Genomic DNA, 15,559 nt, shown 5'->3' with positions numbered 1-15,559 from the left:
TCAATAAATAGTTTTTTTTAATAAAGCTTTAACAATTTTCATATCGTCAAAAGGATAACGTATTCCTTTAATTTCTTGATAATTTTCATGTCCTTTTCCTGCTATAAGAATAATATCTTTTTTTTTTGCTATTTTAATAGCGGTTTGAATGGCTTTTTTTCTATTTAAAATTATTTTGATAGTCTCTTTATGAATAGATGATATAAAATTTTTCATATCTATTAATATTTTTTCAGGATTTTCTTCTCTAGGATTATCTGATGTAAAAATAGATATATCACATATTTCATAAACAATTTTTCCCATTAAAGAACGTTTTTTGATATCTCTATTACCTCCACAACCTATCACACAAATTAATCTTTCTTCTTTTTTTTTTATTTCTTTAATGGTATTTAAAACAGTTTTTATTCCATTTGGATTATGTGCGTAATCTACAATAATACGAATTCCAGAATAAGAAAAAAATTTTTCAAAACGTCCTTTGATAGGTTTTATTGTATTGATTATTTTTAATATTTCAGATTCTTTTTTACCCAATAATTTAGCTGTTACATAACTAGCTAATAAATTATACACATTAAATTCTCCTATTAAAAAAGTAAAAAACTGATGGCCATTCAATAATAATTTAGTTCCATGTAAATTTTTTTTCAAAATTTTAATACTAAAATTTGCTTTTTTTTGAATTCCATAAAAATAAGTTTTAGCTAAACTATTTTTTATAATTTTTTTTGAATTTTTATCATCTGAATTAATTAATGCAAAAGCTTTTTTAGATAAAAAATTTTTAAAAAAAGATCTTTTAATATAGAGATAATTATCAAAAGATTGATGATAATCTAAATGATCATGTGTAATATTAGTAAATACTCCTCCTGTAAAAAATAACCCAAAAATTCTTTTTTGATGAATTCCATGCGAACTAACTTCCATAAATGCATATTTACATCCTTTTTTTATCGATAAATTTAAATATTTATTAATTTCTACTATATTTGGAGTAGTATTATATAGATTAATAAATTTATTCGACATAATTTGAATACCTATAGTAGAAATTAGAATAGTTTTTTCTCCCATTTTATAAAATAATTTATGAAGTATACTGGCTACAGATGTTTTTCCATTTGTACCTGTAATTCCTACTAATTTTATTTTTTTTGTAGGATGATCATAAAAATTAGAAGAAATCAATCCTAAAGCTTCTATGGTTTTTTTTACAAGTATATAGGTTATATTTGAATATATAATAGGGGGAAGTATTTCACAAATAATAGTATTAGCTCCTTTTACTATAGATTCTATAATAAATTGATGTCCATTTTTTATTTTTCCTTTACAAGCTACAAAAATCATATTTTTTCGGACATATTTAGAATGTATTGATATCCCTTCTATATATTTTTCAGTATTTTCACCTATTATTTTTAATATAGGGACTTTTTTTAAAGTATATTTTAATAATTTTTTCATTCTTCTAATTTCAAAAAAATTTTTTGATTTTTTTTCAATTGATTTCCTGGGGGAACAGACTGAGTAATCACTTTTCCTATACCTTGATATTTTATATTGTAGCCTTCATTTTCTAATAAAGGAATAATTTCTTTTCCAGGAATAGAAATAAGATTCGGCATGGTTTTTTTATAAAAAAAATAATTTTTGTATTGATATTCTTTAATTTTTTTTAAAAAATCAATATTTTTTTTTTTTTTATTATAAAAATTTTTTTTTCCTATTTTTGGATATATGGCTCTAGCTATTTTATCAAAAACTGGAACGGCTACTTCTATTCCGTAATATCCTTTTTCTGGTTTTGAAATAACAACAATACAAGAATATTTTGGATTATTAGCAGGAAAATATCCGACAAAAGAACTATTATAAGAGATAGGTTTACCTTTTTTCCAATAATCTAACTGTGTAGTTCCAGTTTTTCCTGCATAAGGATATTTTGAATGATAATATTTTTTTGCTGTTCCATTTTTAACAACACCTTCTAACATATTTTGAATTTTTTTTAAAGATTCTGCATCAGATATAGAAGGATTCATGACCATAGGAGTAGTATATTTTTTGATAATTTTTCCATGTAATTTAATTTCTCTAATAAAAATAGGTTTAATCATTTTTCCTTTGTTAGCAATAGCATTATAAAAAGTAAGAATTTGTAAAGGAGTGAGTTTTATATTATATCCAAAAGTCATCCATGGGAGTGTAATACTGCTCCAATTTTTTTTTCCAGGTTTAGGAATAAAAGGTCTACTTTCTCCTGGAATATCTATTCCTATTTTTTTATCTAATTTCCATTTACATAAATGTTCTATAAATTTTTTTGGATTTTCTTTATAATTATCATAAATAATTTTTGCTATTCCAACATTAGAAGAAAGTTCTAAAATCTGTTTAGGATTTATTTCTCCATATCCTCCATAATGATTATCTCGTATTTTTTTTCCTTTTAAGTTTAAAACTCCATCTTTTGTATTGACAATCATATCTATGTCTATTTTTTTATCTTCTAATGCGGCAAGAATTGCCATTGTTTTAAAAGTAGATCCAGGTTCACTCCCTTCCCATACAGAAAAATTTCTTAAATCTTCATAAGTATTTTTTTTAGTTTTTTCTAAATTTATCATAGCCGTAATTTCTCCACTTTTTACCTCCATTATAATAACACATCCGTGATCTGCATGTGAAATAGATAATTTTTTAAGTAAGGCATTATAAGCTATATCTTGTATATAGATATCTATTGTAGAATAAACATCTTTTCCATCTTCTGGATAAATTTCATTTTTTAATGTTTTCCATATTTTAGAACTGATACGTTGTTCTAAACGTTTTCCATCTTTTCCTGTAAGATATTTACTAAATGCTCCTTCTAAGCCAGCTTTTCCTCTATGATCATCATATCCTAATGTTCTTTTTCCAATATTTTCTAATAGATGAATTCTACATATTTTTTTTTCTACAATAAAACCACCCCGTATTTGTCCTTTATTAAAAATGGGAAGATTACGTAATTTTTTTAAATGTGGATAATCTAAATTTTTTGCTAATAAAAAATATCTATTTCCCTTTTTTTTTTCATATTGAAATTTTTTATAAAAAAAATATTTTGGTTTTTTAAATAAATATTCCAACGAATTACATAAATAAAAAATATTGTTTTTAAATAATTTTTCTGATATAGATCTAAAATCAATATGAATATCATATCTCATAATAGACATAGCTAAAATACTATTATCTGCAGCATAAATATTTCCTCTTTTAGCTTTTATTAAATTAGTTCTAATGGTTTTTTCTATAATAGATTTTTTATATTTTTCTGAATAATTTTGAATATGAAATAAATTAAAAATAATTAATATTGCAATAAAAAAAAACAAAAAACCAATTAAATAAGATTTATATAATAAAATATATCTTTTTCGTTTCATTTTATTTTTTACTCCATCTTTTTTTATTTTAAAATTAATTCATATGGAGGATCTTCTAAATCTTTTAATCCATTAATATTTAATAATTTTTTTTTTAAAAACGATTCTAATTGCATTTGTAAAAATTGACTATGAATATTTGCATATTCAGATTTCAATTCTTTTATTTCTTCATTAATTTTTGTAATATTTCTAATTTTTATATCCATCATATGTGAACTAGTAATGCTCATTAAAGATAGTACAGTAATAAAAACAATAAACTTCCAACTACTATAGGCATTTTTTTTTACTAAAAATTTACCTTTTAGAATGTCTTTAATATAAAGATTCGTTTTCATTTTAAAATTGAATTTCTGATTGATATTATAATTTTTCCGCAATTCTTAACCGAGCACTTCTAGATTTTGGATTAATTTTAATTTCTTGAATCGTTGGTTTAATAACTTTTTTATGAATCATTTTAAATGGAATAGAATAACAACGGGGAATTTCTTGATTTTTAAATACCCCTTTTTTAAAAAAAAATTTGGTAATTCTATCTTCTATAGAATGATATGAAATAATAGCAATTCTACCTCCTGGGAGGATAATTTTAGAAGATTCTAATAAAAAATTTTTTAAATTATTAATTTCATTATTAACTTCTATTCGTATAGACTGAAAAAGTCTAGATAAAAATTTTTTCTTTTTTTTAAAAGAAAGTTTTTTTAAAAAAAAAATATTCATTAAATCCCATGTAGTAATGATAGGTTTTTTTTCTCTTTTTTTTAAAATTTTTTCAGCAATTTGAATAGCATTTTTAAATTCGCCATATTTATAAAATATATGAAATAATTTTTTTTTAGAATATTGATTAATAATTTGTAAAGCAGAAATAGGAATTTTTTGATTCATTCTCATATCTAAAGTACAGTTAAATTTATGAGAAAAACCTCTTTTATAATTATAAATTTGATAAGAAGATAAACCTAAATCAGCTAATATACCAGAAACTTTTTCTATATTATATTTTTTTAAAATACTTCTTATATGTATAAAATTTTTATGTAATAAATAAAAACGCTTATCTTTTATTAAATTATTTTTAATGGATTCTTTATCTTGGTCTAAAGCTATTAAAATAGCTTTTTTTTCTAATTTTTTTAAAATAGCAGAAGAATGTCCTCCTCCACCAAATGTAACATCAACATAAATACCATTTCTATCTGTAATTAGATTTTCTATACTTTCTTTTAAAAGGACCGGATAATGATATATTTTTGAATGTTCTATAAAATTCATTTTTTGAAAAAAAATTATTTATTTTTTCTTGCGAAATTAGTCAATTTCGTTGATATCCTATTATGTAAGATTTTTTATTAAATGAAATTTAATTTAATAAAAACCGTATGCAAGAGTAGGAGTTATAGAAACTGATCATGGGACATAAGATGATTATTATTGGAAATTTATATTTTAGTCCTGTAATGAAAATCCTATCTCATACAAGAGGACTGCATTAGTTTATGACTAACTATATATTTGAACCGATAGTGAAAAATTTACAAAATTATTATAATGATAAAATATAACCATATTGATGAATTAAATAAATGGGAAAAAGATTCATCTTGTTTGTTTAGATGAGTTAGGTTATTCTTATGTCGATCAATTTTATAATAAATCTTATATCAGATATCTTTATAGAGAAAATTTATCTTAACAAATTTTAAACGTTTATAAATAAATGAAAATACTTGATCGTTATATTATTATTAAAATAATTGTAACTTTTTTTTTTATAACCATAGGATTACAAATACTATCTGTAGTTATAGACCTTTCTCAACGGATACATAGATTAGAAAATAATCAAGGATCTATCAAAGAAGCTTTAATAAGATATTATCCATATTTTGCAATATGGTTAGCTAATACTTTTTCTCCTATTTCTGTTTTTTTATCTATTATTTTTGTTACATCACAATTGAATAAGAATTCAGAAATAACAGCTCTTTTAGTAAGTGGAATTAGTTTTAAAAGAATTACCTACCCTTATTTTATTTCAGCTTTTATTATAGGAATAGGAGCTTTAATGATTAATTATTATTTATTACCTATAGCTAATAAAAAAAAAAATAAATTTCATTATCAATATTTATTAAATTCAAAATATAAAAAAATATATGAAAATAATCAAAATATCAGTGCTCAAATTTCAAAAAATGAATATTTATTTATTCAAAATTTTTCAAGAAAAAAAAATATAGGTAAAGAATGTGTCTATCAAAAATTTCATGGAAAAAAACTAATATATCTAATTAAAGCTAAAAATATTTTTTGGAATAAAAAATATCATGTATATATATTACATAATTATAGTGAAATACATATAAAAAAAAATAAAGATATTTTTTCCAAAGGATTTTATCTTATAAAAAATTTTTATATAACACCAAAAGAACTTTTACCAGAAGAATATATTGCGGAAACAATGACTATTAATGAATTAAAAAAATTTATTAAAATAGAAAAAAAAAGAGGAAATAAAAACATAAATATGTTTTTAAATGAATATTATCAAAGAACAAGTTTTCCTTTTTCTACTTTTATATTTACTATTTTAGGATTATCTATCATATCATTAAATAGTAATAAAATAGAAAATCATTTAATAATTGGTTTATTTTTATCTTTTTTATATATTTTTTGCATAGAATTATCAAAAATATATTCTACAAAAAATTATATTCCTTCTTATTTATCTATTTGGCTTCCAAATATTATTTTTGGAATCATTACTATTTTTTTTTGGAGTAAAAAAAATTATCATTAATTCATTTCAAATCCAGATATATAAATTTGACCATTTGGTTTAAAATATTTTATCGTTACATCTCCGGAATATCCTTTTAATACAGATTCTACATCATTAGGGCTCCTCATTTTTATACCATTGATAGATAAAATAATATCACCTTCTTCCATCCCTATATAACTTAATCTCCCGGTTCTTATTTCTAATATTAGAATTCCATAATCAATTCCAAATTTTTTTTTAATATTTTTTCCTAAAGATTCAAAAGTAGCTCCTAATAATTCAGATATAGTAATTTTTTCTTTTTTTATAATTTTTGTTTTTCCTTTTGAATTTTTTAAAATAACGTTAAAAATTTTTATATTTTTATTTCTTAAAATATTAACTGTAACTTTATCTCCTGGATGTTTAGTCCCTACAATAAAAGATAAATCCGCTACATTTTGAATTAATTTTCCATTTATACTTTTAATAATATCTCCTTTTTTAATACCTGCATCATAAGCACCACTTTTTTCAAAAACTTCTCCAATTAAAAAACCCTGTTGTGGTTTTATATTTTGATGTGTTTCATTATTATAATATTTTAAATATTCTCCCTTAGTAAGATCCATTCCTCTAACTCCTAAATACGCACGTTGTACAGTTCCATATTTTTTTATATCTTGAACAACTTTTCCTACTAAATTGGAAGGAGCAGCAAAACTATATCCTATAAAATTTCCAGAATTTGAAGAAATAGCTGTATTAATTCCAATTAATTCTCCATTTGTATTTACTAAAGCCCCACCACTATTTCCAGGATTTACAGCTGCATCTGTTTGAAAAAAAGATTCTATAGCTGTTTGAGTTTCCCCTCTTAATATTCCTAAATTTCTATTTTTAGCACTAATAATACCTGCAGTAACCGTTGAATTTAAATCAAAAGGATTTCCTATAGCTAAAACCCATTCTCCTACTTGTACTTTATTGGAATCAGAAAAATAAATAAATGGTAAATTTTTTTCATTAATTTTTAATAATGCAATATCTGTACTAGTATCTGTTCCTATTAATTTTGCTCTATATGTTCTTTGATCATTAAGAGTAATTTCTATTTTATCTGCATCTTTAATAACATGATTATTAGTAACTATATATCCATCTGGAGATATAATTACACCTGATCCATGAAGTCCAGGAAGATCATTATTATTTTGAGGAATTTTTCCTTTTTCTCCAAAATCATCAGGGAATCCAAAGAAAAAATCAAATGGATCAAAATTTAATTTATTATGATATTTATTAGAATAATTTTTTACATTTACTACCGCATGAATTGTTTTTTCTACTACTCTAGTAAAATCAGGTAATCCAGCAGAACTGACTAATGAGGAAGTAGAAGGAGTCCATTTATTTTTTTCATTATTATTATATGGTGGAAATAATAGAGATTCTTCTTTATTATATTTTTTGTATGCAGCAATAGTTATAACTGAACTCATCATACTACTAAGTAAAATATAAAAAACTATTCTCTTCATATTTATGAATATATTTACCACACAAATATATAAATATGAAGTGTAACTTACATAGTTAAAAAATTTTTTCTTCAAATAAAAAAAGATTTACTTCATAAATAATATGAAAATAGATTTTTTAAAGTATCAAGGAACAGGGAATGATTTTATTATGATAGATAATAGAGAAAAAAAACTTACAAAAGTAAATTTTTCTTGTTTTAAAAGATTATGTAATCGACATTTTGGAATTGGAGCAGATGGAATTATTTTAATTCAAAATGACCCTAATAAGGATTTTTATATGAAGTATTATAATTCTGACGGGAAGGAAAGTTCTATGTGTGGAAATGGAGGAAGATGTGCTATTTCTTTTTCAAAAAAATTAGGTATTACAAAAAATAATAAAATTTATTTTAGAGCTATAGATGGAAATCATTATGGGTATATACAAAATAAAGGTTTAGTTTCTATTAAAATGATTGATATAAAAAAAAATATGATAAAATTATGTTCTCAACATATTTATTTAAATACAGGATCTCCACACAATGTTATTTTTGTAGATAATATAAAAAAAATAGATGTACAAAAAAAAGGGAGAGAAATTCGATTAAAAAAAGGAGTAAATGTTAATTTTGTAGAATTAATTGGGAAAAATATACTGAAAGTTCGTACTTATGAAAGAGGGGTAGAAAATGAAACTTTATCCTGTGGGACAGGAGTTACTGCATCTGTTATTGCTTCGTATGAATTAAAAAAAATATATAAAGATCAACAAGTATTAGTATATACTTTAGGAGGAAAATTATGGGTATCTTTTAAAAAAGAAAAAAATACATATCAAAAAATTTATTTAACTGGATCCACAAAATTAATATTTGAAGGATGGATAAATATTTAAAAAATTATGAAAAATAAAAATGTTTATTTAATCAATGAAAAATCTATAAAATTTCTGAAAAATTATTTAAATAGTTTTTCTCCTACTGGAGAGGAGAGTGAAGGACAAAAAATATGGAAAAATTACATTAATTATTATGTAGAAAAAACAGAAACAGATTTATATGGAACAGTAGTAGGGATTATAAATCCTAATAATTCTCCATATAAATTAATTATTGAAGCTCATGTAGATGAAGTTTCTTGGTATGTAAATTATATTACAGAAAATGGAATGATTTATGTATCTCGTAATGGAGGATCAGATCATCAAATAGCTCCATCAAAAAAAGTAGTAATTCATACAGAAAATGGTTTAGTACATGGAGTATTTGGGTGGCCAGCTATTCATACAAGAAAAATTTCAGAGGAAAAAAATCCAAATATAGATAATATATTTATAGATATTGGTGGAAAAAATAGAAAAGAAGTAGAAAAAATAGGAGTACATGTAGGTTGTTTTGTTACTTATCCAGATGATTTTTTGATTTTAAACAAAAATTATTTTGTATGTAGATCATTAGATAATAAAATAGGAGGTTTTATAATTGCAGAAGTAACAAAAATGATAAAAGAACAGAAATTAAATTTAAAATATGGTTTATATGTGGTAAATTCTGTTCAAGAAGAAGTAGGATTAAGAGGAGCGCAAGTAATTTCTAAAATAATCAATCCACATATAGCTATTGTTACGGATGTGACACATGATACTTCTACGCCTATGATGGATAAAAAAATACAAGGAGATATTAAATGTGGGTTAGGACCTGTTATAGTATATGCTCCTTCTATAAAAAAAAATATTAGAGAATATATTATTCATACAGCTCAAAAACAACAACTTTCTTTTCAACGTTTAGTTTCATCTAGATATACAGGGACTGATACCGATGCTTTTGCTTATTCCAATAAAGGAGTAACATCTGCTTTAATCTCAATTCCACTTAGATATATGCATACAACAGTAGAAATGGTTCATAAAGAAGATGTAGAAAAAACTATACAATTAATTTTTGAAACCTTAAAAGGAATTAATTTATCTATAGAAAAATTTTTTATGTATTAAATTTAAAATGGATAATATCTCCATCTTTAATGAGATAATTTTTTCCTACTACAAATTTTTTTCCTGCTTGTTTTGCTTTTTTTTCTGATCCATATTTAATAAAATCATGGTAATGAATTATTTCTGCACAAATAAATCCTTTTTTTAAATCTGAATGAATAATAGAAGAAGCTTGATATGCTGTATAAGTATTAGGGATAGACCAAGAACGTATTTCTTTTTTTCCTATAGTAAAAAAACATTGTAAATGTAATAATTTATATGCTTCTTTTATAATTTTATCAATACCATATTGATAAAAATTTTTTGTATTTTTTTTTTTTAAAGAAACCATTACTATAGTAGATTTTTCCAGCTGTATTATTTTTTTTAAATGTTGTATCTTTTCATTATCATACTCTTCTTTTTCATTTAAATTACATACATAAAGTACAGGTTTTATAGTTAATAAATGTAAATCTTCTATGTATATTTTTTCATTATTTTTGAATGGGAACATTCTAATATTTTTACCTTTTTTCAGAAAATCATATACGTTTTGTAACGTATATAAAATATTTTTATAATTTTTTTTTTTTATTTTTTCGATTTTTTTTTCTATAGTTTCTAAATCTTTTAATTGTAATTCTATATCTATAATTTCTTTATCTCTAATAGGATTTATGTTATTTTCTACATGAATAACATTTATATCTTTAAAACAACGTATCATATGAATAATAACATTTGTTTCACGAATATGAGATAAAAATTTATTTCCTAAACCATTTCCTTTATGTGACCCTTTAATTAATCCAGCGATATCTACAATTTTTATTTCTGATGGAACAATTTTTATTGTATGAATAAGGTTTTTGAGTTCATATAATCTTTGATCAGGAATTTTTGTCCATCCATAATTAGGTTCTATGGTACAAAAAGGAAAATTTTCTGATAAAACTTTAGAATTAGAAATAAGATTAAAAAAAGTTGATTTTCCTATATTTGGAAGTCCAATTATTCCGCATTTCATTAATTTAAATATTTGATATTAATAGAATCATTTTATGAGTAAAGATAAAAAAAAAGTAATGCCTTTTTGGGAACATATTGAAGAATTAAGAAAACATCTAATTCATAGTTTATGTGCGATTATAATTCTTACAATTATTTTAATGAATAATAAATATATACTCTTTGATTATATTATTTTTGGACCAGCAAAGACGGATTTTATTACTTATCGTATTTTTTCTAAAATAAAATTTTTTTTTTTTCAAAAAAATTGTAATCCAACTTATTCTATTTATTTTTTTTCAAAAAATTTAGAATTACAAAATAGAAAAATATTTGGACAATTTAATATATATATATGGACCTGTTTTATAGGAGGATTAATTTTATCTTTTCCTTATATATTTTATGAATTTTGGAAATTTATTAAACCAGCTCTTTCTCAAAAAGAAAGAAAATATACTAGAGGTATTATTATAATGGCTACTTTTTTATTTATATCGGGAATTTTTTTTGGTTATTTTATTTTATGTCCATTTTTAATTCATTTTGGGTCTACCTTTAGAATCAGTACAATTCCAATAAATATATTTGATTTATCGGATTATTTATCTTTAATTATAAATTCTATATTATCTATGGGAATTACTTTTCTTTTTCCTATTGTTATATATTTTTTGACTAAAATAGAATTAATATCTTCTACTGTTTTAAAAAAATATAGAAAACATGCTTTTTTAATAATATTTATTATTTCTTCTGCTATTACTCCAGGTGATATTTTTAGTACTATAGTCGTTTTAATTCCTTTAGTGATACTTTATCAATTGAGTATTTATATTTCTTTTTTTTATAAAAAAAAATAAACCTCAATTAAGAGATTTATTTTTAATAAATTATTATTTTTTTATTGTTATTTTCACAAATCTTTTTTGATTTTTTTTACCCCCTCGAATTTCCATTCTATAAGGATCTACTCCTTTGGAAACTAAAGCTTTAAATACAGTCTGTGCTCTTCTTATAGATAAAATTTTATTATAAGAGGATTTTCCATGATAATCTGTATATCCAGTTATATAAAATTTAGCATAAGGGATTTTTTTGATCATAATTTCAGAAATTTTATTAATAATTTCTAAAGATATTGAAGATAATGTAAATTTTCCTACGTTAAATAAAATAGGAGGAAATACTACCACTATATTAGGACATCCATTGTTTTCTTTTTTTCCAAATTTATCTGGACATAAATCTTCTTTATCGACAATTCCATCATTATCGAAATCCTCTTTTTCTTTTTTATTTTTTTCATTTTTATTTTTTTCCCATGTTTTTTCTGATGGAAAAGAATAATTTTTTGGATATATTTCTGTTATTTTTTTTGGTTTTTTAAATAAATTTTTAGTTTTTTTTATATTAAAACGAAAAATAACACCTAAAGTATGTTGCCAAAAATTCAAATAATCTTGTGCATCTAAATTTTTTAAAGAAGTTACAATATGATTATAATTACTTTGAATATTGATCCCAAAATTAGGAACAATCCAAACATTCATTCCTAATCCACCATCTAAGAGAAAAAAATTTTTTTTTTCTAATTTAAAAAAATTTAATCCTGTAAGTTTTAATATTTTATTTTTATAATTAAATTTATGATATCCACCACCTAATTTTAGGTATGGATCTAACCAATATTTTGGAAATAAATAAAAATTAACTCCATGATCTAATTTTAGAAAAAAATTATCTTTTAATGTCCATCTAGAATTATCCACCATTCCTAATGAAGGATTTAAATATACCCCTAAATGTTTATTTAGATTAAATTCTAATTCCACATCCGAAAAAAAAGGATTAATATTATTATTGGTTTGATGAAAAAAATCTTTGAATGGATCATTAGTGGGATAATAATTAATATCATGAGCTCTTATTCTAATAGACCATTTTTTTTTATAATATTGAGAATATACAACAGATGAAAATAAAGTAAATAAAGTAATAATAAAAAAATTGACGTTTTTCATAAAACTATAATTTCTTTGAACATAATAAACAAATATAATATATTTTATATATTATTTTCTCTTTTATCTTCTCTTCGAAAATCTCTTTTTCGTATATATTCACGTTTATCATATATTGTTTTCCCTTTTGCTAAACAAATTTTTACTTTTACATATCCTTTTTTACTGAAAAATAATTTAATAGGAATAATTGTTAATCCAGGTATTTTTAATTTTTTTTCAATTTTTATTAATTCTTTTTTGGTTAATAATAATTTTCTTTCTCTTCTATTTTTAGAATTTAAAAATTTATTATTTTGATATTCAGCTATATACATATTAATAGAATATAATTCTCCATTTTTTATTTGACAGTAACTTTCTGTTATATTTACTTTATTTTGTCTAATAGATTTTACCTCAGGCCCAAACAATTGAATTCCAGCTATATAATTTTCTAAAAAATGATATTGAAATCTAGCCTTTCTGTTTAAAATACTCATAATTAATTATTATTTTTGTTTTTGTGCAAAAATAATATGAAAAAATAAAAATTAATTAATTTTTATTTAAAAATACTTTCATTTTATTTCTTATGAATCAATATTCCAAATAAAATAACAATATGAATGTACGACGTGAACGTTATTTAAAAGATTTATGTTCTCAAGTGAGAAGAGATATATTACGTATGGTAAATAACGCAAATTCTGGACATCCAGGGGGATCCTTAGGATGTACAGAATATTTTGTAGCTTTATATAAAGAAATTATGCATTATGATCCAAAAAATTTTACTATGAATGGAAAAAATGAAGATATTTTTTTTCTATCTAATGGACATATATCTCCAGTTTATTATAGTATATTAGCTCGTTCTGGTTTTTTTTCAATTAAAGAATTGTCTACTTTTAGAAAAATTAATTCTCGTTTACAAGGACATCCTTCTATACATAAAAATATTCCAGGAATTAGAATTTCATCAGGATCATTAGGACAAGGAATGTCTATCTCAATTGGTGCAGCTATATCTAAAAAGTTAGATAAAGATAATTTGAGTCTCATTTATAGTTTACATGGAGATGGAGAATTAAATGAAGGACAAATATGGGAAGCAGTTTTATATGCTGGAGGGAAACATATAGATAATTATATCGCAACTGTAGATTACAATAGACAACAAATCGATGGAACGACAGATGAAGTACTTCCTCTTGGGGATTTAAAAAAAAAATTCCAATCTTTTGATTGGAAAGTTTTAGAAGAATTTGAAGGAAATAATATAAAAAAAGTTATTAACATTTTAAAAAAAGCAAAACAAGAAACTAGAAAAGGAAAGCCTGTTTTAATTATTCTTTATACTAAAATGGGATATGGAGTAGATTTTATGGAAGGTAATAATCTATGGCATGGAAAATCTCCTAATAAAGAAGAATTAAAAAAAGCATTATCTCAACTTCCTGAAACTTTAGGGGATTATCCAATATAATATAAAATAAATATTATGAAAATTTATGAAAATAAAGGTAATTTAGAAACTAGAGCTGGATTTGGAAAGGCTTTATCCTTTTTAGGAAAAAAAAATAATAAAATTGTAGCTTTATGTGCTGATCTTACTAGTTCTTTATTTATGAATCAATTTTCTAAAGAATTTCCTAACAGATTTTTTCAAATAGGAATTGCAGAAGCGAATATGATGAGTATAGCTGCTGGATTAAGTATTGGAAATTATATTCCTTTTGCTGGAACATTTGCTAATTTTGCTACATCTCGTGTATATGATCAAATACGTCAATCTATTGCTTATTCTTATAAAAATGTTAAAATATGCGCATCTCATTCTGGATTAACTTTAGGTGAAGATGGAGCGACACATCAAAGTTTGGAAGATATTGGAATGATGAAAATGTTACCAGGAATGACAGTAATTAATACTTGTGATTATAATCAAACTTATGCAGCTACAATTGCTATATCTGAATATTTTGGACCTGTTTATTTACGTTTTGGAAGACCTTCTGTAGCTAATTTTACGGATAAAAATAAAATATTTGAAATTGGAAAAGCTATTACCTTAACGAAAGGTAAAGATGTTACTATAGTTAGTACAGGACATTTAGTATGGGAATCATTAGAAGCCTCTAGAATATTGTATCAACAAACAGGAATTACTTGTGAAGTAATTAATGTCCATACGATTAAACCATTAGATGAAGAAACTATTTTAAATTCTATTGACAAAACAAAATGTATTGTTACTGCAGAAGAACATAATTATTTTGGCGGATTAGGAGAAAGTATAGCAAGAATGATTACCACTAAAAGAATGGATATCTCTCAAAGTTTAGTCGCTGTTAATGATAGTTTTGGAGAAAGTGGAAAACCTATGGACTTATTAAAAAAATATAAAATTGATCGTAATTCTATAATTGATCATGTTAATCATTTATTTAAAAAAAAAAATAATCAATAAATTGAAAATAAAAAATTTACAAAATATTGTACATAATTGGATAGTCCATCATGGAGTACGTTATTTTAATATTTTAACGAATACTATTCTTTTATCTGAAGAAGTAGGAGAAGTATCTAGAATTATTGCTAGAAATTATGGAGAACAAATTTCAAAAAAAAATTCAAAAAAAAAAGAATCTCTTGGAGAAGAATTAGCTGATGTCTTATTTATTTTAATTTGTTTATCTAATCAAACTGGAATTAATTTAGAAGAATATTTTATGAAAAAATTAAAAAAAAAGACAATCAGAGATCATCAAAGACACCATGAAAATGAAAAATTAAAATAA

At 22.7% G+C, this 15,559-nt stretch carries 15 protein-coding genes; 7 read left to right on the top strand and 8 right to left on the bottom strand.

The annotated features are described in order from the left end of the window. Genes H0H56_RS01220 through rsmH form a run of 4 tightly spaced genes read right to left on the bottom strand, consistent with a single transcriptional unit; the run spans position 1 to position 4,730 of the window. Complete coding sequence (locus tag H0H56_RS01220; protein WP_185874055.1) at positions 1-1,476, bottom strand: UDP-N-acetylmuramoyl-L-alanyl-D-glutamate--2,6-diaminopimelate ligase; 1,476 nt, start codon at positions 1,474-1,476, stop codon at positions 1-3. Beyond that, complete coding sequence (locus H0H56_RS01215) at positions 1,473-3,446, bottom strand: penicillin-binding protein (protein WP_185874054.1); 1,974 nt, start codon at positions 3,444-3,446, stop codon at positions 1,473-1,475. Before H0H56_RS01215 ends, H0H56_RS01220 begins: the two co-directional genes overlap by 4 nt. A gap of 23 nt (positions 3,447-3,469) precedes the next feature. Next, the gene (locus H0H56_RS01210) at positions 3,470-3,787 is read right to left on the bottom strand and encodes an FtsL-like putative cell division protein (RefSeq protein ID WP_185874053.1); all 318 of its coding nucleotides are present in this window, start codon (positions 3,785-3,787) and stop codon (positions 3,470-3,472) included. A gap of 25 nt (positions 3,788-3,812) precedes the next feature. Continuing rightward, positions 3,813-4,730, bottom strand: a complete 918-nt coding sequence (gene rsmH / locus H0H56_RS01205; RefSeq protein ID WP_185874052.1) for a 16S rRNA (cytosine(1402)-N(4))-methyltransferase RsmH — start codon at positions 4,728-4,730, stop codon at positions 3,813-3,815. A gap of 445 nt (positions 4,731-5,175) precedes the next feature. Here rsmH and H0H56_RS01200 point away from each other — a divergent pair, with 445 nt between their 5' ends. Continuing rightward, positions 5,176-6,264, top strand: a complete 1,089-nt coding sequence (locus H0H56_RS01200; protein WP_185874051.1) for an LptF/LptG family permease — start codon at positions 5,176-5,178, stop codon at positions 6,262-6,264. Here H0H56_RS01200 and H0H56_RS01195 read toward each other — a convergent pair. Next, positions 6,261-7,769, bottom strand: a complete 1,509-nt coding sequence (locus H0H56_RS01195; protein WP_185874050.1) for a trypsin-like peptidase domain-containing protein — start codon at positions 7,767-7,769, stop codon at positions 6,261-6,263. The two genes, H0H56_RS01200 and H0H56_RS01195, sit on opposite strands and share 4 nt — an antisense overlap. Before the next feature lie 103 nt (positions 7,770-7,872). Here H0H56_RS01195 and dapF point away from each other — a divergent pair, with 103 nt between their 5' ends. Both dapF and H0H56_RS01185 read left to right on the top strand, forming a co-directional pair. Then, complete coding sequence (dapF, locus tag H0H56_RS01190) at positions 7,873-8,652, top strand: diaminopimelate epimerase (RefSeq protein ID WP_185874049.1); 780 nt, start codon at positions 7,873-7,875, stop codon at positions 8,650-8,652. Positions 8,653-8,658: 6 nt separating this feature from the next. Continuing rightward, positions 8,659-9,756: a M42 family metallopeptidase gene (locus tag H0H56_RS01185; protein WP_185874048.1), complete on the top strand. Its 1,098-nt coding sequence runs from the start codon at positions 8,659-8,661 to the stop codon at positions 9,754-9,756. Here the strand turns inward: H0H56_RS01185 and ychF are convergent. Continuing rightward, the gene (ychF, locus tag H0H56_RS01180; RefSeq protein ID WP_185874047.1) at positions 9,746-10,768 is read right to left on the bottom strand and encodes a redox-regulated ATPase YchF; all 1,023 of its coding nucleotides are present in this window, start codon (positions 10,766-10,768) and stop codon (positions 9,746-9,748) included. The two genes, H0H56_RS01185 and ychF, sit on opposite strands and share 11 nt — an antisense overlap. 34 nt (positions 10,769-10,802) lie before the next feature. On the opposite strand from ychF, the gene tatC reads away from it, so the two are divergent. Then, positions 10,803-11,615 (top strand): twin-arginine translocase subunit TatC, encoded by an 813-nt coding sequence (tatC, locus tag H0H56_RS01175; protein ID WP_185874046.1) that lies wholly within the window; start codon positions 10,803-10,805, stop codon positions 11,613-11,615. Positions 11,616-11,648: 33 nt separating this feature from the next. Here the strand turns inward: tatC and H0H56_RS01170 are convergent, their stop codons facing one another. Together H0H56_RS01170 and smpB are read right to left on the bottom strand one after the other, a co-directional pair. After that, positions 11,649-12,776, bottom strand: a complete 1,128-nt coding sequence (locus H0H56_RS01170; RefSeq protein ID WP_185874045.1) for an OmpA family protein — start codon at positions 12,774-12,776, stop codon at positions 11,649-11,651. A gap of 44 nt (positions 12,777-12,820) precedes the next feature. Beyond that, positions 12,821-13,258, bottom strand: coding sequence for an SsrA-binding protein SmpB (smpB, locus tag H0H56_RS01165; protein WP_185874044.1), 438 nt, complete (start codon positions 13,256-13,258; stop codon positions 12,821-12,823). A gap of 122 nt (positions 13,259-13,380) precedes the next feature. On the opposite strand from smpB, the gene H0H56_RS01160 reads away from it, so the two are divergent. The 3 genes from H0H56_RS01160 to H0H56_RS01150 are packed head-to-tail and all read left to right on the top strand — an operon-like array spanning position 13,381 to position 15,559. Beyond that, positions 13,381-14,244 (top strand): transketolase, encoded by an 864-nt coding sequence (locus H0H56_RS01160; RefSeq protein ID WP_185874043.1) that lies wholly within the window; start codon positions 13,381-13,383, stop codon positions 14,242-14,244. Between the two features lie 15 nt (positions 14,245-14,259). Beyond that, complete coding sequence (locus H0H56_RS01155; RefSeq protein WP_185874042.1) at positions 14,260-15,228, top strand: transketolase family protein; 969 nt, start codon at positions 14,260-14,262, stop codon at positions 15,226-15,228. A gap of 1 nt (position 15,229) precedes the next feature. Beyond that, entirely contained in the window at positions 15,230-15,559 is a 330-nt protein-coding gene (locus H0H56_RS01150) for a MazG nucleotide pyrophosphohydrolase domain-containing protein (RefSeq protein WP_185874041.1), read from the top strand.

Source organism: Blattabacterium cuenoti, from assembly GCF_014252455.1.
In the GTDB taxonomy this organism is placed as follows: Bacteria; Bacteroidota; Bacteroidia; order Flavobacteriales; family Blattabacteriaceae; genus Blattabacterium; species Blattabacterium cuenoti_R.
This window is presented reverse-complemented; position numbering and strand designations above follow the sequence as displayed.